Annotated in this window: 23 protein-coding genes; 13 read left to right on the top strand and 10 right to left on the bottom strand. The window is 68.0% G+C overall.

The features are described 5' to 3' along the window. The first annotated feature begins 70 nt into the window (after positions 1-70). From QLQ15_RS03850 to QLQ15_RS03830, 5 genes are all read left to right on the top strand, one after another. The gene (locus tag QLQ15_RS03850; RefSeq protein ID WP_283211528.1) at positions 71-274 is read left to right on the top strand and encodes a hypothetical protein; all 204 of its coding nucleotides are present in this window, start codon (positions 71-73) and stop codon (positions 272-274) included. A 231-nt stretch (positions 275-505) separates the two neighbouring features. Further along, positions 506-2,623, top strand: coding sequence for a TonB-dependent siderophore receptor (locus tag QLQ15_RS03845; RefSeq protein ID WP_283211527.1), 2,118 nt, complete (start codon positions 506-508; stop codon positions 2,621-2,623). A gap of 20 nt (positions 2,624-2,643) precedes the next feature. Continuing rightward, positions 2,644-2,922 carry a hypothetical protein gene (locus QLQ15_RS03840; RefSeq protein WP_283211526.1) on the top strand — a complete coding sequence of 93 codons (279 nt, stop codon included), beginning with the start codon at positions 2,644-2,646 and terminating at the stop codon, positions 2,920-2,922. After that, entirely contained in the window at positions 2,922-3,185 is a 264-nt protein-coding gene (locus QLQ15_RS03835; protein ID WP_283211525.1) for a hypothetical protein, read from the top strand. The genes QLQ15_RS03840 and QLQ15_RS03835 overlap by 1 nt, the downstream gene beginning before the upstream one ends. A gap of 7 nt (positions 3,186-3,192) precedes the next feature. Continuing rightward, positions 3,193-4,848, top strand: a complete 1,656-nt coding sequence (locus QLQ15_RS03830) for a PepSY-associated TM helix domain-containing protein (RefSeq protein WP_283211524.1) — start codon at positions 3,193-3,195, stop codon at positions 4,846-4,848. Here the strand turns inward: QLQ15_RS03830 and QLQ15_RS03825 are convergent. Further along, a complete protein-coding gene (locus tag QLQ15_RS03825) occupies positions 4,781-6,970 on the bottom strand; it encodes a TonB-dependent receptor (protein ID WP_283211523.1) in 2,190 nt (729 codons plus the stop codon). The genes QLQ15_RS03830 and QLQ15_RS03825 overlap by 68 nt on opposite strands. Positions 6,971-7,162: 192 nt before the next feature. Between QLQ15_RS03825 and QLQ15_RS03820 the strand changes: the two genes are divergently transcribed. The 5 genes from QLQ15_RS03820 (at position 7,163) to QLQ15_RS03800 (ending at position 11,032) form a co-directional block, all read left to right on the top strand. Further along, positions 7,163-7,393 (top strand): hypothetical protein, encoded by a 231-nt coding sequence (locus tag QLQ15_RS03820; RefSeq protein WP_283211522.1) that lies wholly within the window; start codon positions 7,163-7,165, stop codon positions 7,391-7,393. A 58-nt stretch (positions 7,394-7,451) separates the two neighbouring features. After that, the gene (locus tag QLQ15_RS03815) at positions 7,452-8,273 is read left to right on the top strand and encodes an AraC family transcriptional regulator (protein WP_283211521.1); all 822 of its coding nucleotides are present in this window, start codon (positions 7,452-7,454) and stop codon (positions 8,271-8,273) included. Between the two features lie 63 nt (positions 8,274-8,336). Further along, the gene (locus QLQ15_RS03810; RefSeq protein WP_283211520.1) at positions 8,337-9,305 is read left to right on the top strand and encodes a DMT family transporter; all 969 of its coding nucleotides are present in this window, start codon (positions 8,337-8,339) and stop codon (positions 9,303-9,305) included. A 134-nt stretch (positions 9,306-9,439) separates the two neighbouring features. After that, complete coding sequence (locus QLQ15_RS03805; RefSeq protein WP_283211519.1) at positions 9,440-10,477, top strand: DUF4344 domain-containing metallopeptidase; 1,038 nt, start codon at positions 9,440-9,442, stop codon at positions 10,475-10,477. Between the two features lie 60 nt (positions 10,478-10,537). Continuing rightward, entirely contained in the window at positions 10,538-11,032 is a 495-nt protein-coding gene (locus tag QLQ15_RS03800) for a YaiI/YqxD family protein (RefSeq protein WP_283211518.1), read from the top strand. Positions 11,033-11,124: 92 nt separating this feature from the next. Here the strand turns inward: QLQ15_RS03800 and QLQ15_RS03795 are convergent, their stop codons facing one another. Further along, positions 11,125-13,344, bottom strand: coding sequence for an NADP-dependent isocitrate dehydrogenase (locus QLQ15_RS03795; RefSeq protein ID WP_283211517.1), 2,220 nt, complete (start codon positions 13,342-13,344; stop codon positions 11,125-11,127). Between the two features lie 308 nt (positions 13,345-13,652). On the opposite strand from QLQ15_RS03795, the gene QLQ15_RS03790 reads away from it, so the two are divergent. After that, a complete protein-coding gene (locus QLQ15_RS03790) occupies positions 13,653-14,141 on the top strand; it encodes a PEGA domain-containing protein (protein ID WP_283211516.1) in 489 nt (162 codons plus the stop codon). Between the two features lie 69 nt (positions 14,142-14,210). Here QLQ15_RS03790 and QLQ15_RS03785 read toward each other — a convergent pair whose 3' ends face one another. Beyond that, positions 14,211-14,915 (bottom strand): UPF0149 family protein, encoded by a 705-nt coding sequence (locus QLQ15_RS03785; protein WP_283211515.1) that lies wholly within the window; start codon positions 14,913-14,915, stop codon positions 14,211-14,213. Between the two features lie 96 nt (positions 14,916-15,011). Here QLQ15_RS03785 and QLQ15_RS03780 point away from each other — a divergent pair, with 96 nt between their 5' ends. Continuing rightward, the gene (locus QLQ15_RS03780) at positions 15,012-15,395 is read left to right on the top strand and encodes a YchJ family protein (RefSeq protein WP_283211514.1); all 384 of its coding nucleotides are present in this window, start codon (positions 15,012-15,014) and stop codon (positions 15,393-15,395) included. Positions 15,396-15,463: 68 nt separating this feature from the next. On the opposite strand, the gene QLQ15_RS03775 is transcribed toward QLQ15_RS03780, so the two are convergent. The 3 genes from QLQ15_RS03775 to queF form a co-directional block, all read right to left on the bottom strand. Continuing rightward, complete coding sequence (locus tag QLQ15_RS03775) at positions 15,464-15,952, bottom strand: hypothetical protein (protein ID WP_283211513.1); 489 nt, start codon at positions 15,950-15,952, stop codon at positions 15,464-15,466. A 47-nt stretch (positions 15,953-15,999) separates the two neighbouring features. Continuing rightward, positions 16,000-16,299, bottom strand: a complete 300-nt coding sequence (locus tag QLQ15_RS03770) for a LysM peptidoglycan-binding domain-containing protein (RefSeq protein ID WP_283211512.1) — start codon at positions 16,297-16,299, stop codon at positions 16,000-16,002. A gap of 99 nt (positions 16,300-16,398) precedes the next feature. After that, complete coding sequence (gene queF / locus QLQ15_RS03765) at positions 16,399-17,223, bottom strand: NADPH-dependent 7-cyano-7-deazaguanine reductase QueF (protein WP_283211511.1); 825 nt, start codon at positions 17,221-17,223, stop codon at positions 16,399-16,401. 122 nt (positions 17,224-17,345) lie between these two features. Here queF and QLQ15_RS03760 point away from each other — a divergent pair, with 122 nt between their 5' ends. After that, a complete protein-coding gene (locus QLQ15_RS03760) occupies positions 17,346-17,987 on the top strand; it encodes a glutathione S-transferase family protein (protein ID WP_283211510.1) in 642 nt (213 codons plus the stop codon). A gap of 159 nt (positions 17,988-18,146) precedes the next feature. Here the strand turns inward: QLQ15_RS03760 and QLQ15_RS03755 are convergent, their stop codons facing one another. From QLQ15_RS03755 to QLQ15_RS03740, 4 genes are all read right to left on the bottom strand, one after another. Further along, positions 18,147-19,478, bottom strand: coding sequence for a M20 family metallopeptidase (locus QLQ15_RS03755; protein ID WP_283211509.1), 1,332 nt, complete (start codon positions 19,476-19,478; stop codon positions 18,147-18,149). Positions 19,479-19,625: 147 nt separating this feature from the next. Then, a complete protein-coding gene (locus QLQ15_RS03750; RefSeq protein WP_283211508.1) occupies positions 19,626-20,921 on the bottom strand; it encodes a M20 family metallopeptidase in 1,296 nt (431 codons plus the stop codon). A gap of 131 nt (positions 20,922-21,052) precedes the next feature. Then, a complete protein-coding gene (locus QLQ15_RS03745) occupies positions 21,053-21,412 on the bottom strand; it encodes an MmcQ/YjbR family DNA-binding protein (protein ID WP_283211507.1) in 360 nt (119 codons plus the stop codon). A gap of 291 nt (positions 21,413-21,703) precedes the next feature. Next, entirely contained in the window at positions 21,704-25,390 is a 3,687-nt protein-coding gene (locus tag QLQ15_RS03740; protein ID WP_283211506.1) for an indolepyruvate ferredoxin oxidoreductase family protein, read from the bottom strand. Positions 25,391-25,580: the final 190 nt, after the last annotated feature.

Here is a 25,580-nt window from a genome sequence, read left to right as displayed (position 1 = left end):
GCGGGCGTATCTTGCATCCCAGTCAAGGAAGTTGTCCACGCCAGGTAGGCATTCGCACCAGGAGTCCGCCATGAACATCTTCACCAATCTCCCGTTCCTGCAGAACCTGCCGGTCGAGTTCCACCTGTTCGACGAACAGGACGAGCCCTACGCCAGGGGCTACGGCAATCGCATCGCGTCCGAGCGCTTCTTCGCGCCGCTCGGCCACGGCCGCGCCGGGCGCAACCCGGACACGCTGGACCCCAGCCTGATCGCCGTCGGCGGGTGCGCGTGACCCCACGACGGCGGCGCTGAGCGCCCCTCCGCTGATTCCCTCCCCCAACGCGCCGCCGGCTTGCTGCCGCGGCGCGTTTTTCTTTGCTCCGCCGCCCGCGTCCGCGGGGGCGCGTTGTCCTGAACAGGCGCATCGCCTACAATCGAGAACGATTCTTATTTTTGTTGGCTACCGGTGTCGCCCACCGGGACACCCCAGGGACGGGCGCCGACCCCTCACTCAGGCCAACCCATGCGCTCCCGTTCCGCGATCCGCCGTTCCACGCTTTCGCTGTCCCTTCGCCAGGCCGTTGCCGGCGCCGTTCTCGTCGCGCTGGCCGCTCCGGCCTTCGCCCAGGAAAGCGCAACCGACCTGGACTCGGTCGAAGTGCGCGCCCCGATCGCCCGCAGCAGCGGCACGGTCACCAAGACCGATACCCCGATCCGCGAGATCCCGCAGTCGATCTCGGTCGTCACCGACCAGCAGATGCGCGACCGCGCGATCCACGGCGTGGAAGAGGCGGTGTGGTACACCGCCGGTGCGCAGGGTGGCGGTTATGGCGGCGACCCGCGCAGCGACTGGCTGCTGCTGCGCGGCTTCACGCCGGCGCGCTACATGGATGGCCTGTCGCTGGCCGAAGGGTCCGGCACCGGCATCACCCGCATCGAGCCCTACGGCCTGGAACGCGTGGAAGTGTTGAAGGGCCCCTCGTCGGTGACCTACGGCGCGATGCCGCCCGGCGGCATGATCAACTACGTCAGCAAGCGCCCGACGGAAGCGACGCTGCGCGAAGTGGAAGTGCAGGTGGGCAGCTTCGACATGTTCCAGCTGGCCGGCGATTTTGGCGGCAAGCTCACCGATGACGGCGTATGGACGTACCGCCTCACGGCGTTGGCGCGCAACAGCGACGATCAGGTCGATTTCGTGCACGACGACCGCTACTACATCGCCCCGGCGTTGACCTGGAAGCCGGACGAGGCGAACTCGCTGACGCTGCTGGCACGTTGGCAGAGGAACGACACCGTCGCCGGTGCCGGCTTCCTGCCGGCCGAAGGTACGCTGCTGCCCAACCCGCACGGCCGCATTCCGCCGAACCGCTTCACCGGCGAGCCGGGTTACAACAACTACGACAAGACGATGGCGTCCGTGGGCTGGGAGTACTTCCACGACTTCGGCGGCGGCACCACGTTCCGGCAGAACCTGCGCTACGGCGAGACGACGATCGACCCGAGCACCTCCGTCGGCGCGTTCGGCCTGCTCGCCGACCAGCGCACGCTGTTCCGCTATCTGTGGAACACGGAGGAAGAGACCAAGACCTTCGGCGTCGACAACCAGCTGCAGTTCGTCTTCGATACCGGTGCGGCCGAGCACACGCTGCTGGCCGGTCTGGACTACCGAAAGGCCCGCAACGATTACGCCTCGGCGTTCGACTTCAGCGCGCCGACGCTGGACATCTTCAATCCCGTTTACGGCACGCCGTTCGTCGAGCCCGCGTTCACCTCGCGCACGCGCCAGGACCAGTCGCAGACCGGCCTGTATGCGCAGGACCAGATCAAGATCGACCGCTGGGTGGTCACGCTCGGCGCACGCCAGGACTGGGTGGGCACCGACACGCATGAAGTCATCGGCGGCGCGCAGTCGCACCAGAGCGACGACAAGTTCTCCGGCCGCGTCGGCGTGAACTATCTGTTCGACAACGGCCTGGCGCCGTACGTGGGCTGGTCGCAGTCGTTCCAGCCGACGGTGGGCACCGATTTCGCCGGCAACGCGTTCGTGCCGACCACCGGCGAGCAGATCGAAGCCGGCATCAAGTACCAGCCCGCCAACAACCGCGTGCTCGCGACGCTGGCCGCCTACAAGCTGGTGCAGCAGAACACGCTGGTGGTCGATCCCAACCACACGCTGTACTCGATCCAGCAGGGCGAGACGGAAGTGCAGGGCGTCGAGCTGGAAGGGCGCTGGAACATCGGTTACGGGCTGAGCCTGTATGGCGCCTACGCCTACATCGACTCGGAAGTGACGAAGTCCACCGACCCGCTTTCGCTGGGTGCGCAGATCCCGCTGCAGCCCAAGCATGCCGCGTCGCTGGGCGCTGACTACACCATCACCTCCGGTGCGTTGTCGGGCCTGGGCTTCGGCGCTGGCGTGCGCTACACCGGCGAGCATTTCGGCGATGCCTACAACCTGTGGGAAACGCCGTCGTACACGCTGTTCGACGCCTCGGTGCACTACGACGTCGCCAACTGGCGCCTGCAGCTGAATGCGGCCAATGTCGGCGACAAGGAGTACATCGCCGCATGCAACAGCAACGTGTGGTGCTACTACGGCTACCCGCGCACCATCACCGCCACCGCGCGCCTGCAGTGGTGAACTGACGCCGGACGCCGCCGATGAACCTGCAGGTCGCCGCCGCCATCCTGTCCTCGCTGCTCTCGGCGGCGGCGTTGTATGCCGCCTCGCCGCATTGCCGGTGGAGCGCGTGGCGTCGTCGCGGCGCGCGTGGCAACGTCGTCGGGCTGGTGCTCGCCGTGGTGTCGCTGGTGTTGTGGGTCGCCGAGCTGGGCGGCGGCGCGGGCCTGTGCGCGATGCTCGGGACGTGGATGCTGGGCCTGGTGGCACTGCCGTACCTCGCGTGGCGTACCGCGCCGTCGAACGGAGGAATGGCCTGATGTGGTCGCGTGCCTTCGCCGGCATCGTGCCGGGCTTCCTGCTGTCGGCCGGTCTGGTCGGCCTGTTCACGTGGGCGCTGCCGGGGCCGTGGCAGGGCACGATCGTGCCGGGCATCATCGCCTTCTTCGTGGTGTGGATCGCGGTGATGGCGGCGAGCTTCCAGTTCGCCAACGGCAAGCGTGCCTGGGCCTGGCTGTGCGGCCTTGCGGTGTTGTCGCTGGGCGCGTTGTGGCTGCTGCAGTGGCTGCGCTGGATCGAGTGACACCGCGATGAAGATTTCCTCCGCCACGCTGCGCACCTTCACCACACTGCATACCTGGGTCGGCCTGGTCGCGGGCTTCGCGCTGTTCGTCGCCTTCTACGCCGGCGCGATCACGATCTTCCACCACGAGCTGCAGGCCTGGCAGTCGCCGCACGGCGTGGACCACGCGCCGCAGTCGCTCACCGATGCGCAGCGACTTCTCGACGAAACGCTCGCGCGGCATCCCGAAGCGCGCAAGCACGTGGGCATGGTGTTCCCGGGTGGCGAGTACCCGATCGCGTCGACCTACTGGCAGGATGCGAAGGGCCAGTGGCGTTTCGCGACGCTCGATCATCTGGACGGCATCGACGAAATGCCCGGCGGCACGTTGTCCGAACTGGTCAACGCACTGCATTACTCACTGGGCATTCCCGTCGCCGGCACGTACCTGATGGGCATCGTCAGCCTGTTGTACGGGCTGGCGCTGGTGTCCGGCGTGATCATCCACCTGCCGAAGCTGGCCGAGGACCTGTTTGCGCTGCGCCCCGGCCGCAACCTCAAGCGCATGTGGCAGGACGCGCACAACGTGATCGGCGTGCTCAGTCTGCCGATGCATGTGATGTTCGCCGTCACCGGTGCGATGCTGTGCCTGGTGTTCGTGGTGATGATGGCGCTGAATCCGCTGATCTACCGCGGCCAGTTGATGCAGGCGCTCGGCCCCGCGATGGACACCGCGCCGGCGGTGGCTCCAGCCAACCGCGAGCAGGCCATCGGATCGCTGGCGATGTGGAGCGAGCGTTCCATCCAGGTCGCGCATGAGCGCGGCATTGCCGCTTTCGAGCCGGCCTACCTCAAGCTCGCCAACGCCGGCGACGCAAACGCCGTGGTGGAGATCACCGGCCAGTCGCCGCGTTCGCTCGGTCCGCTGGGCGCGGTCGCATTGAATGCCAATACCGGCGTCGCGTTGTCCGCGCAGTTGCCAGGCGAGCGCGACGCCAATCACGCCACGCTCGCCGCTGCGTACGCGCTGCACTTCGGCGAGTACGGCAACACCTGGGTGCGCTGGCTGTACTTCGTGCTGGGGCTGGGTGGGGCGTTCCTGTTCTATTCCGGCAACCTGCTGTGGATCGAATCGCGCCGCAAGCGCCGCCAGGCAGAGCAGGGCGCGGCGCAGTGGTGGATGGCCCGCGCCACCGTCGGTGTCTGCATCGGTGTATGCGTGGCGATCTCGGTCGCGTTCATCGCAACACAGCTGCTGCAGATGCCGGCCCTGCGCGATGCCATCGACCTCGGCGTTGGCGTGAACCTGGCCTGTTTCGCGACCTGGGCGTTGTGTGCGGTATGGGCGGCGTTGCGGCCGCCGGTGCGCGCCGCGCAGGAGCTGCTGTGGACTGCGGCAGTGACGACGATGGCCATTCCGTTCGCGCACGGCATCGCCACCGGCGCCTGGTGGTGGCGCAGCGCCGCGTCCGGTCATTGGGATCTGTTCGCCATCGATGCCGGTGCGATCGCGATGGCGATCGGCTTCGCGTGGCTGGCGTTCGCCACGGCGCGTCGTGCACGCGATGGGGAACGCAACAGCGTCTGGACCGACCCGCGCGCCCTTGCAGCAAGCGTCAGAAGTTCCAGCGCGCCGACAGCTCCAGCGATCGCGGTTCGCCCAGATACGCCATCGTCGGACTGAGCGCGTAAGCGACGTACGTCTTGTCGCCCAGGTTGCGCACGCGCAGCGCGATCTGGGTCGAGGCGTCCACGTCCCAGCGCAGGCTCGCGCCCAGCAGGCCATAACCGGCACTGCTCACGCGGTTGGCGGCATCGGCGTAACGCGAGGACACCGCGCGCACGTCGAGGCCCGCCGTCCACGCCGGTGCGAATCGCCAGTCCAGCCAGGCGTTGGCCACGCGCGAAGGCGTGTTGGTCGGACGATTCCCGGCGCGCGACACCGACACGCCTGCGACGCTTTCATAGAAGTCGTCCAACGTGGCATCCACCCACGCCAGGTTGCCCTGCAGCGTGAGCTCCTCGACCGGCTGCACGGCGAAGGTCGCTTCGATGCCGCGTGCGGACTGCTGGCCGACCGGCAATGTCTGGCCCGGCTGCGAGGGATCGGCGATGGCGAGGTTCTCGCGCACGATGTGGTACGCCGCGAGCGTGCCCGACGCGCGACCATCCGCGCGCTGGTACTTGGTGCCCCATTCGACCTGCCGACCGCGCGTGAGGTCGAAGTCCTGCACGTTGGCCAGGCTGGCGGTGCTCAGCACGCCCGCAGGCGGATCGGCCGCGGTGGCCAGCTGCAGGTAGGTGTTCCATTGCGGCGTGATTGCCATCTCCAGTGCCGCGCGCCCGGTGGTCGGGTGGTAATCGCGTTCGAAGCGGGCGGGGTTGGAGGCGGTCGCCGCCTGGTGGTTCTCCACGTTCAGCGTGACGTGGTCCTGGCGCAGCGCGGTGAGCAGCGATAGACGATCGGTCAACTGCGTCAGGTTCTCGGCGAACAGCGCCTGCGTGCGCACGCGGTTGGTCCGTTGCGGCACGAACACCTGCGCCGCGCCCGGAACGTCGAAGAAGCTGCCCGGCGTGACGGCATCGATCGGCACCGTGTCTACCGTGCCCGCGATCGACAGCGGAAAGCGCGTCTGCCGGTTGTAGCTGACGTCGACGCCGGCATTCCACTGCGTGGCGCGTTCGCCCAGATGTCCGCGATAACGCCATTCGAGCTTGTCGCCGTACACCTGCTGGTCGTGTCGCTGCAGGAACGCACCGGATCGGATCACGCCGCTGACATCGGCGTTGAAGCGATAGGTCTCGACGTTGCGGTAGTCGCGCAGCGCGTCGTAGGCGTACAGCGTGTTGTGCAGGCTGGCATCGTCGGAGATCTGCCAGTCCAGCAATGAGCGCGCCCAGTCCACGTCCTGCTTGTAGTAGCCGTCGCCGACGTTGTAGTTGCGCGTCTGCGTGCCCGGCACGATCCGCACGCTGCCGTCCGCGCCGACCAGGATCGGCGTGCCCCAGTAGGGACGCGCGCTGTCTTCCTTCTGGTGTTCCAGCGCCAGCGTGTGCGTCAGCGACGGCGTGATGCGGCTGAGCAGCGACGCGGCGACGGTCAGCGACTCGCGGTCGTTGCGGTCGCTCCAGCCATCGCTGGTGGAGTACGCGATGTCGGCGCGCAGCGCGTTGCGTGCGTCCTCGCCGCCCAGGCGCTGGTTGCGGCCGGCCGCGAGCACCACGGTGTCGAACGAGCCCACGCTGGCCATGGCCTGCGTCGCGTCGGGCGTCGCATCGTCCAGCCGGGCCAGGCGCGTGACGTAGTTGATGGCGCCGCCCACCGCGCCGACGCCGGACATGAACGTCGACGGCCCGCCAACCGCCTCCACGCGTTCGAAGATCCACGCATCGACCGGACGTGCAGCGATCGTGGCGTACTGCAGGTCGATGCCGTTGAACAACTGCGCTACCTGCGAGCCGGAGAAGCCGCGGTACGTGACCGCGTTGCCGTTGCCCGGCGGCGAGGCCACCGAGAGTCCCGGCACGGCGTACAGCGCCTCCTGCGTGTTGCGAACGCCGCGACGGTCGAGCGTGTCGCGGTCGATCACCGTCACCGACGCGGGCATGTCCATCGCACTGACATCCAGTCGCGTGGCGTTTCCGGCCGGACCGGCGAGGGCGTTGTCGGCCGCCTGCACCTGTACGCGGTCCAGCGTGGTGGCGTCGGCGACGCCCTCGGCGTGCGCCGCGATGGCAGGCAGAAGAAGGGCGAGCCCGATGGCGGTGGCCAGGGCGGCGGGGGCAGGGGAGGGAAGCGTGTTCATGCGATGGGCGCGTTCAGGTTGCGCGCACTCTACGGTCGCCATTGCGCGCGGGGATGCGGCAAAACGCCGCACCCGCAGCGGTGAACGGAACACAACGGCAACCTGCGTGGCGACAGGGCGTCATCGAGGCGGACGACGCTGTGCGTGGCCCATGTGGGCCGACCCATCCACTCCCTCCCCCAGGAGTCCGCCATGCAGCTGTTCAAGAACGAGTGTCTTCACGACACCGGCTTTCCCGCCCATGACCTCGTCTTCCGCGCGCCGGCATTCGGCCCGCGCTATGGCCGCCATCCGCTGCGCCCGCGTCGCGCTCTGGTGATCTCCGCTGCCGGAATGTCGGACGACGACGCGCCACTCTGGTCCGGCCTGAAGTACGACCCCGACCCCGCGTACGGACGCGCACGCTGGACCGACCTGGACTGAGCGGCGACGGGCCGCCGCGCCGCCGCAGCCGCACGGCGGCGCGTGGCATGATCGAGGCATGCAGGGCGTGCCCGAACAGTTCGATCATCCGCAGGACAGGGCGCAGTTCCGGCGACCGGCGCATCGCGCGGGCATCGAGCTGTACCGCGCGCACATCGTCCGTCACACCTTCGAGCCGCACACGCACGAGGCCTACGGTCTGGGCGCGATTGAATCGGGCGTGGAGCGCTTCCGTTACCGTGGAAGCGACCACCTCGCGCCGCCGCAATCCCGCGTGATGATGAATCCCGACGTGCTCCATACCGGCCGCGCGGAGACCGAAGGCGGCTGGCGCTACCGCATGGCCTACATCGACGCCGATGTGGTGGAGGCGGTGACGGGTTCGCGCGCGTGGTGGTTTCCGGAAGCCGTGCACCACGATGCCGCGCGGGCGCACCGGATCACGGCCGTGCTCGATGCGATGTGGCGTGCCGAAGAACCCCTGGCGTTCGACAGCCTGCTATCGCAGTTGCTCGACGGTTTCGCCGACCAGGTCGCCAAGCAAGGCGCGACGCGCCATGCCTCGCCGCGCTTCGCGCCGGTGGTCGAATACCTGCGCGCCCACATGGATCGACGCCTGACGCTGGAAGAGCTGGCGTCGGTGGCCGACCTCAGCCCGTTCCATTTCCTGCGCGCCTTCCGCGAACACCACCACGTCACGCCGCAGCAGATGCTCATGGCCATGCGCCTGTTCGAGGCCAAGCGTCGCCTGGCCGCGGGCGAGGCGCCCGCGCAGGTCGCGGTGGCGGTCGGGTTGAGCGACCAGGCGCATCTCACGCGCGCTTTCGCCAGCCGGTATGGGGTGACGCCGGCGCGCTACCGGGCGCAGCTGCGCCGCTGAACGCGCTCGTCGGACCGCAATCTGGTTCAAGACAGCGCGGCCAGGCGCGCGCACGCTACCCACATGCTGACCGGAACCCTCTACGCGCTTGCTGCCGGCCTCCTGTGGGGGCTGGTGTTCGTCGGGCCGCTGCTGCTGCCCGAATACCCCGCCGCGCTCCAGTCGGTGGGGCGCTATCTGGCGTTCGGGCTCATCGCGTTGCCGCTGGCATGGATGGACCGCGCATCGCTGGCGCGACTCACGCGTGCGGACTGGCTGGAAGCAGTGAAGCTGGCCGCCATCGGCAACCTGCTGTACTACGTGTGCCTGGCCAGTGCGATCCAGCGTGCCGGCGCGCCGTTGCCGACGATGATCATCGGCACGCTGCCGGTGGTGATCGCCATCAGCGCCAACCTGCGCGACCACCGCCGCGACGGCCGCCTGCCATGGCGGCGTCTGTTCCCCTCGCTGCTGCTGATCGCGATGGGCATCGCCTGCGTGAACCGGGTCGAGCTGCTTGCGTTGCGTGCCGATCCGGACGCGGACCTCACCCGTTACGCGCAGGGCGCACTCCTCGCGCTGGTCGCCGTGGCGTGCTGGACCTGGTACCCGCTGCGCAACGCCGACTGGCTGCGTGCACATCCGGACCGCAGTCCCCGCACGTGGGCAACGGCGCAGGGCGTGGCGACCCTGCCTCTGGCGCTGACGGGTTATGCGCTGCTGTGGTCGGGCATGGCCGCGCTGGGCCACGACTTCCCGATGCCGCTGGGACCGCGGCCCTGGTTCTTCATCGGCCTGATGGCGGTGATCGGCCTGTTCGCCTCGTGGATCGGCACGCTGTGCTGGAACGCCGCCAGCCAGCGCCTGCCCACCGCGCTGGTGGGGCAGCTGATCGTGTTCGAGACCCTCGCCGCGCTGGCCTACGCCTATGTGCTGCGCGGGCGCATGCCCGAGCCGCTGACGCTGGTGGGCATCGGCCTGCTGGTCTGCGGCGTGATGTGGGCCGTCCGCGTGAAGCCCGAGCGCGTTGTCGCCGAAGCGCACAGCGCCTGACGCCGCCGCAGCGTCCCGTTCACGGGCGCCGTGAAGACCGCACGGTTCCGCCATCACGCGTGAGCGGATAGGATCGCGCGACGGCGCCTGCGACCACCGCGCGTGCCGCTCCGCAAACGCGCACGGGGACGCGCATGTCGACGAGACTTCTGATCGTATTGTTGTCGCTGGCGCTGGGCATGGTGAGCGGCGCCTTCGCCTATTCGCTGGTGGCCGGCAAGCGCCAGGCTGCCGCGCTGGCGGCCGCGCGCGCCGAAGGCCGCAAGGAAGCCGAGAAGGCCCTCTCCGACGAACTGGCCGCGCTCAAGCCGGTCACCTTCGCCAAGGCCGCCGATTCGGAGACCAAGGCCGGCGGCGTGCAGTTCGGCTACGAGTACGTGAAGCCGAAGAACCCGGAGCTCGAGCCCTTCTACAAGATGGCGCACGACACGGATCTGCTGCGCCACATCCCGGAAGTGCACGCCATCGACGGCATGCTGATGCTGCCGCGGCCGATCAACTACGTCATGGCCGAGTGCGGCGAAGTCAACGCCTTCTACTCGCCCGAGCGCGGCGAAGTGGTCATGTGCTACGAGATGATGAAAGTGCTGCAGGAGCGCGGTCGCGAACTGGCCGCGACCAACAAGCTCGACGAGGGCTATGCGCAGCGCTATCTCGACGCGAACGTGCGCTTCATCCTGCTGCACGAAACCGGCCACGCACTGATCACGCTGCTGGAGATCCCCATCACCGGCCGCGAGGAAGACGCGGTCGACCAGCTGGCCACCACGCTGATGTTGCGCTTCGCCGGCTTGAACGAGTCCACCAACACGGTGACCGAGAACCTGCGCATGGCGTCGAACTGGTTCCTGGCGCGCAGCACCGGCCAGTACAACCTGGATGCCTACGCCGACCAGCACGCGCTGGGCGAGCAGCGCTACTTCAACCTGCAGTGCCTGTTGTACGGCAGCGACCCGGCGCGTTACCTGAGCATCGTCACCGACGGCGACCTGCCCGAAACGCGCGCCAAGGGCTGCCCGGAGGAATCGCGTCGCATCAGCCGCTCCTGGCTGCGCCTGCTGCTGCCTTACGTGGCGCCGAAGTACGACATGACCGAAGAAAAGGCTAACCGCCTGTTCCTGCAGCGCGAACGCGAGCGCGACCGCAACACGAGCGTGCCGTATATCCGGTGAAGGTTCCGCGGGCCTCGGGCCGTATCCGGTGCGCGCGACTTTCCGTTGGAGCAATGTTCGATGAGCGAACCCGAACACACCCCGCTGCAGATCTGGGTCGACGCCGATGCGTGTCCGGGCGTGATCAAGGAGATCCTGTTCCGCGCGGCCGACCGCGCGCAGGTGCATGTCACCCTCGTGGCCAACCAGTGGATTCGTTGTCCGGCGTCGCGCTACATCCGGGCGTTGCAGGTGCAGGGTGGGTTCGATGTGGCGGACAGCGAGATCGTCGAGCGCATGCGCGCCGGCGACCTGGTGGTCACACAGGACATTCCGCTGGCGGCGCGTGTGATCGAGAAGGGCGGCGTGGCGGTGAATCCACGCGGCGAGCGCTACAGCGCGGAGAACATGGCCGAGCGTCTGTCGATGCGTAATTTCATGGAAGAGTTGCGCGGCGCCGGCGTGCAGACCGGCGGTCCGCCGGCGTTCCATGCACGCGATCGCCAGGCCTTCGCCAACCAGCTCGACCGCTGGCTGGCGCAACGGCCCCGGCCGCGTGGGATGCCACCGGCATGAGCGTGTCGCGGGTGATGTGCACCATCGAGTGATGCAGCCCGGGCGCGGCCTTCGCCCCGCCCGGGCCGTACAGCGATGGACTGTTCTGCGCGTTACAGCGCGTCGATCGCCGCGCTGAGCGTCGCGCTCGGACGCATGGCCTTGGCCATCAGCGCAACGTCGGGGTGGTAGTAGCCGCCGATCTCCACCGGCTTGCCCTGCACCGCGATCTGCTCCTCGACGATCTTCTGCTCGTTGGCTTCCAGCGTGTCGGCCAGCTTGGCGAAGCGCGACGCCAGTTCGGCATCGGCCTTCTGGTCGGCCAGCGCGCGTGCCCAGTACATGGCCAGGTAGAAGTGGCTGCCACGGTTGTCGATGCCGCCGACCTTGCGCGAGGGCGACTTGTCGTTGTCGAGGAACTTCGCGTTGGCCGCGTCCAGCGTGTCGGCCAGCACCTTCGCCCGCGCGTTGCCGGTGTGGTTGGCCAGGTGCTCCAGCGAGGCGGCCAGTGCGAGGAACTCGCCCAGCGAATCCCAGCGCAGGTAGTCCTCTTCGACGAACTGCTGCACGTGCTTCGGCGCGGAGCCGCCCGCGCCCGTCTCGAACAGGCCGCCGCCGGCCATCAGCGGCACGATCGACAGCATCTTGGCGCTGGTGCCCAGCTCCATGATCGGGAACAGGTCGGTGAGATAGTCGCGCAGCACGTTGCCGGTGACGGAGATGGTGTCCTTGCCATCGCGGATGCGCGCCAGCGAGTGCGTCATCGCGTCGACCGGTGCGAGGATGCGGATGTCCAGGCCCGCGGTGTCGTGATCCTTGAGGTAACGCTCGACCTTGGCGATGACGTTGGCATCGTGCGCGCGCTGCGGGTCCAGCCAGAACACGGCCGGCGTGCCCGACAGGCGCGCGCGGTTGACGGCCAGCTTCACCCAGTCCTGGATCGGCGCGTCCTTGGTCTGGCACATGCGCCAGATGTCGCCGGCGCCGACCTTGTGCTCCATCAGCACGTTGCCGGCTTCGTCGAGCACCCGCACCACGCCGTCGGCGGGAATCTGGAAGGTCTTGTCGTGGCTGCCGTACTCCTCGGCCTTCTGTGCCATCAGGCCGACGTTGGGCACCGAGCCCATCGTCGCCGGATCGAACGCGCCGTTGGCGCGGCAGTCGTCGACGACGGCCTGGTAGATGCCGGCGTAGCAGCGGTCCGGGATGATCGCCTTGGTGTCCTGCAGCTTTCCGTCGGCGTTCCACATGCGGCCGGAGTCGCGGATCATCGCCGGCATCGACGCGTCGACGATCACGTCGCTGGGCACGTGCAGGTTGGTGATGCCCTTGTCGGAGTTGACCATCGCCAGCGCCGGACGGCGCGTGTACTCGGCGACGATGTCGGCCTCGATCGCGGCGACGGTTTCCGGCGGCAGCGACGACAGGCGCGCGTACAGATCGCCGATGCCGTTGTTGGCGTCGAAGCCGGCCTTGGCCAGCACGTCGGCGTGCTTGGCCAGCGTGTCGCGGTAGAAGCGCTTGACGACGATGCCGAACATGATGGGGTCGGAGACCTTCATCATCGTGGCCTTCAGGTGCAGCGAGAACAGCACGCCGCGAGCCAGCGCGTCGTCGATCTGCGCGTCGACGAACTGCGACAGCGCCTTCGCGCTCATGGTGGAGGCGTCGATGACTTCGCCGGCCTGCACCTTGATGTTGGTCTTGAGCATGTTGCGGCGGCCGTCCTGGCCGGTCAGCTCGATCGACACCGTGCCGGCCTTTTCGATCACCTTCGACTGTTCGCTGCCGTAGAAGTCGCCGGCGTCCATGTGCGCGACGTGCGAGCGCGACTCGGCGCTCCACGCGCCCATGCGGTGCGGATGCTTGCGCGCGTAGTTCTTCACCGAAAGCGGCGCGCGGCGGTCTGAATTGCCTTCGCGCAGCACCGGATTCACCGCGCTGCCCTTGACGCGGTCGTAGCGCGCCTTGATGTCGTTTTCCTGCTCGCCCTTGGGTTCTTCCGGGTACTCGGGCAGCGCGAAACCCTGCGCCTGCAGTTCGGCGATGGCGGCCTTGAGCTGCGGCACCGAAGCGGAGATGTTCGGCAGCTTGATGATGTTGGCGTCCGGCGTGGTCGCCAGGCGGCCCAGTTCGGCCAGGTGGTCGCCGACCTTCTGGTCGTCCTTCAGGAAGTCGGGGAACTGCGACAGGATGCGGCCGGCCAGCGAGATGTCGCGGGTCTCCACGTCGATGCCCGCCGTGGCGGTATACGCCTGGATGATCGGAAGCAGCGACTGCGTGGCCAGGAACGGCGCTTCGTCCGTCAGCGTGTAGATGATGGTGTTGGGCATGTCGGCGTGGACTCGCTTGCGTGAACGTGGGGGTCGGACGCCGCGGGATGACGGCGACGTCGTCAGACGCGCGCCTGCGGGCGCGCAACCCCCGCATTGTCGCGGTTTCGGCGGGGGGCGGCAAAGCCGGGACTCCTTCGCGCAGGCACTGGGGCAGCGCTCGGCCGGAAATACGCAGCCGCATGGAATGGGCCGCGGAGCCCTTGCGGCATCCGCGCGGGTATGGCGTGATGCGGGGGCGGCTGGGGAGCCGCGTTGTACCACTTCTAAAACAGGGGAAAAACGAAATGCATCTTCAACGACGGCTCATGCTGGCGGTAGTTCTGTGCGCGCTCGCGAATCTGGTCGGCTGCGCCACCGTCACCCGGGGAACCACGCAGGCCTTTTCGGTCGAGAGCACGCCGCTGGGGGCCACCGTGTCCCTGTCCAACGGCGAGCGCTGCGACACGCCGTGCACGCTGACGCTCAAGCGCAAGCATCCGGTCGCGGTGCAGGTGTGCAAGACCGGCTATGCGCCGGTGGAAACCGTGGTGCAGAGCCAGGTGTCCGGCGCGGGCGCGGCCGGCATGGCGGGCAACGTGCTGCTCGGTGGCCTGATCGGCGCCGGCGTCGATGCAGCCTCGGGCGCGACCAAGGAACTGCGGCCCAATCCGCTGTCGCTGCAGCTGGTCGCGGCGGAGCCGGGTTGCGAGGCACCCACGTTCCCCGCCGTTCCCGAGAACGGTCAGACGCCGGAGGAATACGCCAAGACCAAGAAGAAAAAGAAGAAGTCGGCCGACGAAGTGGCCAGCAACTGATCGTTACCGTGTCATCGCGCCCACGGCCTGGCTGTGGGCGTTACGGGCGAGTACCGTGCGCGCGGCGCCTCAGGCGCCGCAGCACTTCTTGTACTTCTTGCCGCTGCCGCACGGGCAGGGCGCATTGCGGTCGGGCGTGGCTTCGCGACGGATCGGCTCGCGCGGCGTCAGTGCCTCGATGCGCAGGTGATGCAGATCGGCCAGCATGCCCGGCAGGCTGGCGATGATCTCCAACCGCTCGCGGTAGCTCACCGGCTCGCCGGGCTGGTCCGGATCCTCGCCGATGATCTCGCCGCTGGCGAGCCGATCCAGGCGCAGGAAGATCTCGTCGACCCATTCGTGCTCGTCGAGCCACTTGTCCCAGGCGATCTCGCTGAGCTCGACGCCGCGGAAGAAACCAAAGGCCCAGTCGCGACCGACGTCGAGTTCGTCGTCCTGCTCCTCTTCCGGGTTCTCCGGCAGCCACAGCAGCGGAGCGAGGTGGTCGGGCAGGTCGTCGTCGCCGAAGCGCACGCGCTGGCTGACCATGTTCCAGTGGCCCTGCAGCAGCGCTTCGACCTGCTCGCGCTCCTCGTCGTCCTTCCAGCGTGGCGGCGTACCCCACACGGCGCCCTGCCACTGCTCGAAGGGGATGGTGTCCGGGCCCACCGCCAGCGCGGACAGGTAGCCGTCCAGCGCCTCCAGGTTGAAACCCTTGAACGGAACGGCGCGCTGCTCCAGCAGCTCGGCCAGGCGTTCGATCTGGTCGTCGTCGAGGTAGGAGGGGGCTTTCATCAGGGGGACGCTCGGCGGGGGCGGCAACACGACATGGTAGTCGCTGGGGCGTGCGTTCGCCGAAAATCACGTGACTTCGCCGCTACGAGGCCCGTTATGACCGACTGCCCCTGCGGCTCGCGCCGTTCCTATGCCGCCTGCTGCGGCCCGCTGCACGCCGGTGCCCCGGCCGCCGACGCCGAGGCGCTGATGCGGTCGCGCTACAGCGCGTACGTACGCGGCGATGCCGACTACCTGCTGGCCAGCTGGTACCCCGATTCCCGCCCCGCCGAACTGGACCTGGGCGATGCGACTGCGACGCGCTGGCTGGGCCTGGAAGTGAAGCGCCACGTACCGGTCGATGCAGACCACGCCGCGGTGGAGTTCGTCGCGCGCTACAAGGTGGGCGGCGCACCGGCGGTGCGTCTGCACGAAGTCAGCCGCTTCGTGCGCGAATCCGGGCGCTGGTACTACCTCGACGGCAGCTTTCCCGCGCGCTGAACAAAAAAAGGGCGCGGGGGGAGAACCGCGCCCATGCTTGCCCACCACGTGGTGGGGAGAGAGGGGGATTACTTCACTTCGAAGTCCACCGACTGCGCGGGTGCGCCGGCGACCGTCACTTCGGCCTTGTACTTGCCGGCCGGCCACGGGTTGGCATTGGTGAATTCGAAGTTGGTGGTTTCGGCGCCGGTGGTGTTGAGCGCCTGCTTCATTTCGCCGGCGGTCTGGCCGTCCTGGAAGACCAGGCGGCTGGCGACGTCGACGTTGCTTGCCGTGCCATCCGTCGCGACCGAGACGATGATCTTGTCCTTCGGCGTGAACACCAACAGCGGCGCGGCGATCTTCTTGTCGGCCCCGGCCGCGGTGCCCAGGGTCACGCTGGTGACGGTGATCGCGGCGGGTGCGGGCATGGCCGGCGGCGGCGTGGGTGCCGGTGCCGGTTCCGCAGGCGGCGGCATGGTCGCGACCGGTTCTTCCTTCTTCTTGCATCCGACCACGGCGATCGACGCGAACAGCGCAGCGGCGATGGCGAGGTTCAGGCGGTGGCGATGCGTCATAAATCGATCTCCTTCGAAACGGACAAGGGACGTGGCGATGGCCTGGCTCAATCGTCCAGGACGGGAATCTTCAGCACCTGGCCCGGCTGGATACGGTCGGGATCGTCGAGCTGGTCGCGGTTGGCGTCGAAGATGGCGTTCCACTTGCCGGCCTTGCCATAGAACTGCTTGGCGATGCCGGACAACGTGTCGCCTTTCACGACCGTGTACGTCTGCTCGCCAACTTTCTCGGCGGTGGTATCGACCGACGCGCTCACGCCCGAGAAGTCCGCCTTCTCGACCTTCTCGGCGGTGGTATCTACGTTGGCGCTGACGCCAGAAAAATCGGCTTTCTTGTCCGGTGTCATGGGTCGTGGGCTCCTGCCGGAATGGCCCACGCAACATGGCACGGCCCCTGTTAAGGGTCGGTAACGAGAAGCGACGAAATTTGCTTGTTGACGGTGAGACTACTGCCGCTCGTCGCGACCTGCGGCCGGTCGCGGATGGCCGGGCGTCCCGCGCCACGGATTGATGTCCAGCCCGCCACGCCGCGTGTAGCGCGCCTCCACCGAGAGCTGCGTCGCGCCGGTCCGTGCGAGCAGGTCGACGAACACACGCTCCACGCACTGCTCGTGGAACTCGGCGTGGTCGCGGAAGGAGACCAGATAACGCAGCAGCCCCGCGCGATCCAGGCGCGGCCCGCGATAGGCGATGACGATGCGCGCCCAGTCGGGCTGACCGGTAACCGGGCAATTGGACTTGAGCAGCGAACTGGTCAGCGTCTCGCTGACGACGTGCGCGGCATCGGCGGACAGGTGCGCGGCATTGGGCGGGCCGTAATCGTCCACATCCAGGTCGAGTCCGTCGATGCAGTCCATCACGGTGTCTTCCGGCGCGGCCTCGTTGATGGGCGGCAGACCGAAGGCGACCTCGACCGGTGCACCGGCCGCGCTCGACAGATCGTGCGCGATGCGTGCGCGTACCGATTCATCGCTGTCGAAGCGCGTGGCATTGAAGGAATTGAGGTACAGCTTGAGCGACTTGGATTCCACCAGGTTCGGCGAGGTCGCCGGCACCGTGATAGTCGCCGTGCCCACGCGCGGCTTGCCGCGGCCGTCCAGCCAGCTCAGCTCGTAAGCGTGCCAGCGGTCCGTGCCCTCGAACGGCAGGGCGCCGCTGTCGATGCCGATGTGCTCGCGCCCCAGCGTGCGGGCGATGGGAAACAGCAGGCTGGCGTCGTACTCGCGCGGGTAATCGACGTGCCGGCCAAGGGGGAGGTTGGCGAGGTCCATGCGCGCAATTCTAGCTCCGGCCCGCCCCGCGAACCTGACCGGCTGGCGGTCGCAGCACGTTCCGGATATCGCCGGGATCCGAGCAGGAAGACACTGCGCTCCTCACGCCGGAATCGAATCCCATGCTCACGCTCCATGACTACCTCCCCTCGCAGAACGCCTGGAAAGTGCGCCAGCTGCTGCACCACCTGCAACGCCCCTATCGGACGGAGCCGGTACGCATCTTCGACGGCGAGGGCCGCACGCCGGCCTACCGTGCCATCAGCCCCACCGGCACCGTACCCGCGCTGGTGCTCGAGGACGGCCGCGCGCTGGCCGAATCCAACGCGATCCTGATGTACCTGGCCGACCGCACACGCTACCTGCCCGACGATGCATTCGATCGCGCACGCGTATGGCAATGGCTGTCGTTCGAGCAGGAGCGCGTCGAAAGCCAGATCGGCGCGCTGCGTCACTGGACGCTGACCGGAAAGCTCGCGCGCCGGCCCGAGGCGCTGGTGGCGATCAAGCGCAAGGCGGGCCTCAATGCGCTGGCCATCCTCGATGCGGAACTGGCCACGCGCGAGTACATCGCCGGCGATGCGTACACCATCGCCGACATCAGTGTGTACGCCTATGCCGGCGTTGCCGATGAAGCCGGATTCGATCTCGCGTCGTATCCGAACCTGCGCGCGTGGTTCGCGCGCGTTCGGGCGCAGGAGCGGCATCTGGCGGAGCGGTTTCCGTACTCGGTGGATCCAAGTTCGGTGAACGAACTGGGATAGCGCCAAGGAGCGTCCCTCTCCCTGGCCGCCTTCGGCGGCCTGTCCCTCTCCCGCAAGGGGAGAGGGCTGACGCACCGCATCCGTGATGCTTCGGCTGTTCCTTCTCCCCTGCGGGAGAAGGTGCCCGAAGGGCGGAAGAGGGGTGCGCGCAGCGCGCGTTCAGCGCTGTGCGATCTGCGCCGGTGAATGCAGGTAATCCAGCGTTACCTGCAGCAGCGCGCGCAGGCCCAGGTCCAGCGCGGATTCGTCCATCGCGAATTTCGGCGAGTGGTTGCTGGGCGCGGTGACCGGGTCGATGCCCTTCGCGGTCGCGCCGACGAAGAAGAACATCGACGGCACTTCCTTCGCGTAGAACGAGAAGTCCTCCGCGCCCATCTGCAGCGGCGGCTCGATCACGTTGTCCGCGCCGACCACGGCCTTGAGGCTGGGGATCATGCGCGCGGTCAGCGCGGGATCGTTCACCGTCACCGGGTTGCCGTCGCTGTCGGGCACGCGGGCCTCGGCGGTGGCGCCGTTGGCGGCGCTGACGTGCTCGGCCACGTTCTTCAGGTCGCCGAAGATCTTCTGGCGCATGCCCTCGTCGAAGGTGCGGATCGTGCCGACCAGCTCGACCTCGTCGGGAATGATGTTGTAGCGGATGCCGCCCTTGATCGCGCCGAAGCTCACCACGGCCGGCAGCTTGGCGATGTCGGTGCGGCGGCTGACGATGGTCTGCGCGCTGCCGATCACGTCGGCCGCGGCGACGATGGGATCGATACCGCCCCACGGACGAGAGCCGTGCGTCTGCCGGCCCTTCACCTTGATGGTGAACTTGTCCGACGCCGCCATCAGCGGGCCCTGGCGCACGCCGATCTGGCCGACCTGCAGCGTCGAGAACACGTGCAGGCCGAACATCGCGTCGGGCTTGAAGTCCTTGAACAGGCCTTCGCCCAGCATCAGCGACGCACCGCCTTCCTCGCCGTCGGGCGCGCCTTCCTCGGAAGGCTGGAACACCAGCATCACCGAGCCCGGAAGCTCCGCCTTCATCTTGACCAGCGCATCGGCGATGCCGAGCAGGATGCTGGTGTGGGCGTCATGGCCGCAGGCGTGCATCACGCCGACGGTTTCACCGCGAAAGGTCGCGGTGGCCTTCGAGGCGAACGGAAGATCGACCTGCTCGGTCACCGGCAGCGCATCCATGTCGGCGCGCAGTGCGACGCGCGGCCCGGGCTTGCCGCCTTCGATGATGACGACCACGCCGTGGTGCGCGATCCCGACCTTCGGCTTCAGGCCCAGCGCGCGCAGGTGCTCGGCGACCTTGGCGGCGGTGCGCTCCTCGCGGTTGGACAGCTCCGGGTGCTGGTGGAAATCGCGGCGCCATCCGACCACCTTCTGCTGCACCGCTTTGGCCGCGCCGGCGACTTCGGGACGCTCGGCCGGCGCGGACTGCGCCTGGACGAACAGCGGGGTGGCAAGCAGGGCGCTGCTCAGCAGCGCGGGCATCAGACGCATCGACGGAACTCCCCGGAGTGAAGCGTCGATCCTATCCGAAGCGGCTTTGCGGAAACGGGCCGCAGGGTCGTAACCCGGGTAAGCGAAGCGCACCCGGGACCCATGCGCGTCGATCCCGGATGCGCTTGGCTTACCCGGGCGACAGCATCACTGATGCTGCAGATAATCCAGCGCCACCTGCAGCATCGCGCGCGTGCCCACTTCCAGCGACGCCTCGTCCAGCAGGAACTGCGGCGAGTGGTTGATCGGCGCCTTCGCCGGATCGACGCCGGGCGAGGTGGAGCCGACGAAGAAGTACACGCCCGGCACGGTGTTGGCGAACTGCGCGAAATCCTCGGCCACGGTCACCATCGGCATCTCGACCACGTTGCCTTCGCCGACCGCGCGCTGCAGCGAGGGCCGCACGCGCGCGGTGAGCGCGGGATCGTTGACCGTGGCCGGCGCGTTGCCGGCGACGTCGAGCGTCGCGGTCGCGCCGCTGGCGTGGGCGAAGTCCTCGGCGGTGCGACGGAAGCGGGCGATGATGTCCTCGCGCTGTGCGGTGTCGAAGGTGCGCAGCGTGCCGACCATGCGCGCCTCGTCGGGAATGATGTTGAAGCGCACGCCGGCGTTGAACTGGCCGGCGGTGAGCACCGCCGGCGTCGCCGCGATGTTCACCTGTCGCGCGATCAGGCTCTGCGTGCCCAGCAGGATCTGCGCGGCGACGGTGATCGGGTCCACGCCGTCCCAAGGCCGCGAACCATGCGTCTGCCGGCCGCGCACGGTCAGCGTCCATTCGTCGGCGGCGGCGAGCATCGGGCCGCTGCGCACGCCCACCTGTCCCACCGGCAAACCCGCCCACACGTGCAGACCGAACACCGCATCGGGCTTGAAGTCGCGGAACACGCCTTCGTCGAGCATGAGCTTCGCGCCGAAAGTCTCGCCCGCGTTCGGCGGGCCTTCCTCGGACGGCTGGAACACGAACATGACTTCGCCGGCCAGGTTCTCCTTCTGCGCGGCCAGTGCGGTCGCCACGCCAAGCAGGATCGCGACGTGCGCCTCGTGACCGCATGCATGCATCACGCCGACGTCCTGGCCGCGGTAGGTGGTCTTCACCTTCGACGCGAACGGCAGGCCGGTCTGCTCGGTGACGGGCAGTGCGTCCATGTCCGCGCGCAGTGCGATGCGCGGTCCCGGCTTGCCGCCCTTGAGCACCGCGACCACGCCGGTGTGGGCGATGCCGGTGCGCGGCTCCAGGCCGAGCCTGCGCAGCTGGTCGGCGACGACCTTCGCCGTGCGCACCTCATGGTTGCCCAGCTCCGGATGCTGGTGCAGGTCGCGCCGCCATGCGAGCACGCGCGGCTGCACGGCGTTCGCCGCGGCCGCGGCATCGATGGGCGCCTGGGCGTGGACGGACGGGGCGATCAGTGCGGCGAGTACCGCCGCCAGGAGGGAAGGACGCATGCGAGGACTCCGGATGAGGTCCCGATGCTACCTGCCCCCGATCCGGCGCGCGCTGCGCGAATGTGGCGGCAGCGCATGAGCATCGGCGATGCGGGCCACACGCATCGTCATGACGGCCGTCGCGAACGTGCTCAGTCGCCCACCAGTTCGGCGCGACGCTTGCGACTGAGCTTGTCCAGCGCATGGCGATACGACCAGTCGACCAGCTCGCGAAGGTAGTCCTCCGGCACGCGCCGCACGTCCACCACGGTCACCCAGTACCAGCGCCCCATCCAGCGCGCGGGCTTGATGCCCGGCTGGTCGGTGAGCTCGACGAAGCGTTCGGGCGTGACACGGAAGCTGAAGCGCCAACGCTCGGGTTCGCTGGTCTTGAAGTAGGCGAACGTCTTGCCGCCGACGGCGAAGACCAGGATGTTCGAGGGCTCGCCGTGCAGGGTTCTCGTCGCCGCGGGGAAGGCGGCGCAGAAGCGCTTGAGCTGGGCGGTGTCCATGGACGTGGCTGCGCTTATCGACGAGGTACGAGGATCTTGGGGCGCAGCTGCTGACAGCCCGGTGGCAGCAGTTGCGTGAACGACGCTCAATGTCCGATCGCCCCCTTGGCACTGCCGTTCATCTTGAGCGTAGCGCAGCGGAGTCGAAGGATGCTCGGGCATCAACCGTGATCTGCCCGTTCACCCTTCGACCTCGGCACTGCGCGCCGACGCTCAGGGCGAACGGTGACGTTCAGAGGGCTCCAATGAGAAAGCCCCGCCGGGGCGGGGCTTTCTGTCAGACACGGCGCCTTACGCCACCTTCACGATCCGCAGCGGATTGCTCCACTCCTTCAGCAGCTCGGCCTCGCGTGCCTTGGCCTTGTGCAGGTGGTCTTCCTTGACGTGGCCGTAGCCGCGGATGTGTTCCGGAATCGACGCGATCTCCGCCGCCAGGTCCACGTTGGCGCGGTCGAGCTTGCCGAGCAGTCCATCGATCGTGCGGAAGTAGTCCTCGATCAGCTGGCGCTCCATCTTCCGCTCCTCGGTCTTTCCGAAGATGTCGAACGTACCGCCACGCAGGAAGCGCAGCTTCGCCAGCCACTTGAACGCAGTGAACACCCACGGACCGAATTCCTGCTTGATCAGGCGGCCCTGCGCGTCCTTCTTCGCCAGCAGCGGCGGAGCGAGGTGGAACTTGAGCTTGTAGTCGCCGTCGAACTGCTGCTCCAGCCGGCGCTGGAACTCGCCGCTGGTGTACAGACGCGCGACTTCGTACTCGTCCTTGTAGGCCATCAGCTTGAACGCATAACGCGCGACCGCCTCGGTGAGGTCGGTGGTGCCGGCGACGTTGCGCTCGGCCGCGTGCACCTTCGCCACGAAGTCGCTGTAGCGCTTGGCGTAGGCCGCGTCCTGGTAGTCGGTGAGGAACTTCACGCGGCGCTCGACCAGTTCGTCCAGCGAACGCGACAGACGCTCGTCGTCCAGCGGCATGAAAGCGACGGTATCGCCACCGTGCGCCGGGACGTGGCGCAGTTCGTCCTCGCGCCGCGTGGTGCGAGGCGCGGAGGTCGAGCCCCATTCGGTGCTTTCCCACGGGCCCGGCGACAGCATCGGCAGTTCGTTCGGCGTGGCCTCGGCCTTGGTCGGCGCGTTGCGGATCAGACCGGCCGCTTCGGCAACCGCGGTCGGATCGATCACCGCCAGTCGACCCCACGCGAACGCGGTCTTGTTCATCTCGATGGCGGCGCCGTTGAGCTCGATGGCGCGCATCAGCGAATCCATCGACAGCGGCACCAGACCCTGCTGCCAGGCGTAGCCGAGGATGAAGAGGTTCGTGGCGATTGCATCGCCCATCAGCGCGGTGGCCAGCTGCGTGGCGTCCACCACGTGCGGGTCCTTGCCGCCGAGTGCGACCTTCACCGCGGCAATGATGTCCGTCGCCGGGAACTGCATGTCCGGACGCGTGGTGAACGTGCCCGGCATCGCCTCGTAGCTGTTGAGCACGACGTTGGAACGGCCGGCGCGCACCTTCGACAGCGCCCAGTAATCGTTCACCACCACCATGTCGCAACCGAGCACGAGGTCGGCTTCACCGGCCGCGATGCGCACGGCATGGATGTCGTCCGGAGTGCGCGCGATGCGGATGTGCGTGGTCACCGCGCCGCCCTTCTGCGCCAGACCGGTCTGGTCGAGCACGGACGAACCCTTGCCTTCCAGGTGGCCGGCCATGCCGAGCAGCGCGCCGATCGTCACCACGCCGGTGCCACCGACGCCGGTGATGAGGATGTTCCAGGGCTGAGACAGGTCGCTGGCGAAGGTCGGCATCGGCAGGTCGGCGAGGCGATCCTTGGCGCCGGAGCCCTTCTTCTTGCGCAGGCCGCCGCCTTCCACCGTCACGAAGCTCGGGCAGAAGCCGTTGACGCAGCTGTAATCCTTGTTGCAGTTCGACTGGTCGATCTCGCGCTTGCGGCCGAATTCGGTTTCCTTCGGCAGCACGGACACGCAGAACGACTTCTTGCCGCAATCGCCGCAGCCTTCGCAGACCAGCGAATTGACCATCACGCGCTTCTGCGGGTCGACCATCTTGCCGCGCTTGCGGCGGCGACGCTTCTCGGTGGCGCAGGTCTGGTCGTAGATCAGGACCGAAGTGCCCTTCACCTCGCGCAGGCGCTTCTGGATGGTGTCCAGTTCCTTGCGGTCATGGAACTCCATGTCGCCCGGGAAGATCTCGCGCTTGCTCCACTTCGCGATGTCGTCCGACACCAGGATGATCGTCTGCACGCCTTCGCTGCGCACCTGGTGCGCGATCTGCGGCACCGACAGCGTGCCGTCCACCGGCTGGCCGCCGGTCATCGCGACCGCATCGTTGTAGAGGATCTTGTAGGTGATGTTGACGCCGGTCGCGACCGACTGGCGGATCGCCAGCGAGCCCGAATGGAAGTACGTGCCGTCGCCGAGGTTCTGGAACACGTGCGGCGTTTCGGTGAATGCCGCCTGGCCCGACCACGTCACGCCTTCACCGCCCATGTGGGTGAAGGTGTCGGTGCTGCGGTCCATCCAGGTCACCATGTAGTGGCAACCGATGCCGCCCAACGCGCGCGAGCCTTCCGGCACCACGGTCGAGGTGTTGTGCGGGCAGCCCGAGCAGTAGTGCGGCACGCGCGGGAACTGCGCGCGCGGCAGGGCCAGCTCGGATTCCTTCTCGGCCATCCACGCCATGACGTTGCGGATGTGCTCGGAATCGTGGAAGCGCTGGATGCGCGCGCCGATGACGCCGGCGATGGTGGCGGGCGTGAGTTCGCCGGTGGAGGGCAGGATCCACTCGCCGTTCTCGTCGTACTTGCCGACGATGGACGGGCGCTGGCCGCTCCAGTTGTACATGTACTCCTTCATCTGGCGCTCGATGAAGGCGCGCTTCTCCTCGACGACGACGATGTCCTCCAGGCCCTGCGCGAACTTCGTGATGCCCACCGGTTCCAGCGGCCAGGTCATGCCGACCTTGTAGACGCGGATGCCCAGGTCGGCGCAGGCCTGCTCGTCCAGGCCCAGGTATTCCAGCGCCTGCAGCACGTCGAGGTAACTCTTGCCGGTGGTGACGATGCCCAGTCGCGCACGCGGCGAATCGATGACCACGCGGTCGATGCTGTTCGCACGCGCGAACGCCTGCGCGGCCTTCACCGCGTACTTGTGCAGGCGCATCTCCTGGTTCATCGGCGGATCCGGCCAGCGGATGTTGAGCCCGCCCTCCGGCATCTCGAAGTCTTCCGGCAGCACGATGCGCGTGGCCATCGGGTCGACGTCGACCGAGGCCGACGATTCCACCGTCTCGGCGATCGTCTTGAAGCCCACCCAGCGGCCGGTGTAGCGCGACATCGCCCAGCCGACCAGGCCCATGTCGAGGATGTCCTGCACGCCGGCCGGGTTGAGGATCGGCATCATCGCGCTGACGAATTCGTCTTCCGAACCGTGCGGCAGCGTCGAGGAACGGCAGGCATGGTCGTCGGCGGCGAGGGCGAGCACACCGCCGTACTGCGAGGTGCCGGCGGCATTGGCGTGCTTGAACACGTCGCCGGTGCGATCCACGCCCGGACCCTTGCCGTACCACATGCCGTACACGCCCTGGACCTTGGCGCCCGGGAACAGGTTGGTCTGCTGCGTGCCCCAGACCATCGTCGCGCCCAGGTCCTCGTTGAGGCCCGGGGTGAACTTCACGCCGGCGTTCTCGAGGAACTTGCGCGCGCGCCACAGTTCCAGGTCGAAGCCGCCCAGAGGCGAACCGCGGTAGCCGGAGATGAAGCCGGCGGTGTTGAGGCCCGCGGCTTCGTCGCGCAGCCGCTGCATCAGCGGCAGTCGCACCAGCGCCTGCACGCCGGACAGATAGATGCGGCCCTTCTCGCGGCTGTACTTGTGCTCGAGCGTGTAGTCGGTGTCGAGCACCGAATTGGTGAGCGCGGTGTTGGCCGAGGACGGCGAGCTGAGTTCGGCGGTGCTGGTCATGCGTGGCTCCGGCGCGGCGGGGGCCGCGGAGGTGGCTGCGGGCGCCCGGCATCGGCCCTGCGACAAAGTCGCGAGGCCAAAAGTCCCGAGCAAAGACTCGGAATTGTAGCAGTCTGTGCCAAATCGGCCGGGTGGCCGCCAGCCCGGAGAAAGTGAGGAGCCGCCATGGCCTGTTCAGGCAGCGGCTCCT

This window comes from Lysobacter stagni (genome assembly GCF_030053425.1).
In the GTDB taxonomy this organism is placed as follows: Bacteria; Pseudomonadota; Gammaproteobacteria; order Xanthomonadales; family Xanthomonadaceae; genus Lysobacter_J; species Lysobacter_J stagni.
The sequence above is the reverse complement of the archived record's forward strand: the minus strand, read 5'-3'. Positions and strand labels throughout refer to the sequence as shown.

Excerpts from the sequence above, each read along its gene's own strand:
- QLQ15_RS03815 (WP_283211521.1), top strand. The coding sequence starts at position 7,452 with ATGCAGGGCGTGCCCGAACAGTTCGATCATCCGCAGGACAGGGCGCAG.
- QLQ15_RS03805 (WP_283211519.1), top strand. The coding sequence starts at position 9,440 with ATGTCGACGAGACTTCTGATCGTATTGTTGTCGCTGGCGCTGGGCATG.
- queF (WP_283211511.1), bottom strand. The coding sequence starts at position 17,223 with ATGGACCTCGCCAACCTCCCCCTTGGCCGGCACGTCGATTACCCGCGC.
- QLQ15_RS03835 (WP_283211525.1), top strand. The coding sequence starts at position 2,922 with ATGTGGTCGCGTGCCTTCGCCGGCATCGTGCCGGGCTTCCTGCTGTCG.
- QLQ15_RS03740 (WP_283211506.1), bottom strand. The coding sequence starts at position 25,390 with ATGACCAGCACCGCCGAACTCAGCTCGCCGTCCTCGGCCAACACCGCG.
- QLQ15_RS03785 (WP_283211515.1), bottom strand. The coding sequence starts at position 14,915 with ATGAAAGCCCCCTCCTACCTCGACGACGACCAGATCGAACGCCTGGCC.
- QLQ15_RS03770 (WP_283211512.1), bottom strand. The coding sequence starts at position 16,299 with ATGACACCGGACAAGAAAGCCGATTTTTCTGGCGTCAGCGCCAACGTA.
- QLQ15_RS03760 (WP_283211510.1), top strand. The coding sequence starts at position 17,346 with ATGCTCACGCTCCATGACTACCTCCCCTCGCAGAACGCCTGGAAAGTG.
- QLQ15_RS03810 (WP_283211520.1), top strand. The coding sequence starts at position 8,337 with ATGCTGACCGGAACCCTCTACGCGCTTGCTGCCGGCCTCCTGTGGGGG.
- QLQ15_RS03795 (WP_283211517.1), bottom strand. The coding sequence starts at position 13,344 with ATGCCCAACACCATCATCTACACGCTGACGGACGAAGCGCCGTTCCTG.
- QLQ15_RS03825 (WP_283211523.1), bottom strand. The coding sequence starts at position 6,970 with ATGAACACGCTTCCCTCCCCTGCCCCCGCCGCCCTGGCCACCGCCATC.
- QLQ15_RS03780 (WP_283211514.1), top strand. The coding sequence starts at position 15,012 with ATGACCGACTGCCCCTGCGGCTCGCGCCGTTCCTATGCCGCCTGCTGC.
- QLQ15_RS03845 (WP_283211527.1), top strand. The coding sequence starts at position 506 with ATGCGCTCCCGTTCCGCGATCCGCCGTTCCACGCTTTCGCTGTCCCTT.
- QLQ15_RS03790 (WP_283211516.1), top strand. The coding sequence starts at position 13,653 with ATGCTGGCGGTAGTTCTGTGCGCGCTCGCGAATCTGGTCGGCTGCGCC.
- QLQ15_RS03840 (WP_283211526.1), top strand. The coding sequence starts at position 2,644 with ATGAACCTGCAGGTCGCCGCCGCCATCCTGTCCTCGCTGCTCTCGGCG.
- QLQ15_RS03820 (WP_283211522.1), top strand. The coding sequence starts at position 7,163 with ATGCAGCTGTTCAAGAACGAGTGTCTTCACGACACCGGCTTTCCCGCC.
- QLQ15_RS03830 (WP_283211524.1), top strand. The coding sequence starts at position 3,193 with ATGAAGATTTCCTCCGCCACGCTGCGCACCTTCACCACACTGCATACC.
- QLQ15_RS03755 (WP_283211509.1), bottom strand. The coding sequence starts at position 19,478 with ATGCGTCTGATGCCCGCGCTGCTGAGCAGCGCCCTGCTTGCCACCCCG.
- QLQ15_RS03745 (WP_283211507.1), bottom strand. The coding sequence starts at position 21,412 with ATGGACACCGCCCAGCTCAAGCGCTTCTGCGCCGCCTTCCCCGCGGCG.
- QLQ15_RS03800 (WP_283211518.1), top strand. The coding sequence starts at position 10,538 with ATGAGCGAACCCGAACACACCCCGCTGCAGATCTGGGTCGACGCCGAT.
- QLQ15_RS03750 (WP_283211508.1), bottom strand. The coding sequence starts at position 20,921 with ATGCGTCCTTCCCTCCTGGCGGCGGTACTCGCCGCACTGATCGCCCCG.
- QLQ15_RS03850 (WP_283211528.1), top strand. The coding sequence starts at position 71 with ATGAACATCTTCACCAATCTCCCGTTCCTGCAGAACCTGCCGGTCGAG.
- QLQ15_RS03775 (WP_283211513.1), bottom strand. The coding sequence starts at position 15,952 with ATGACGCATCGCCACCGCCTGAACCTCGCCATCGCCGCTGCGCTGTTC.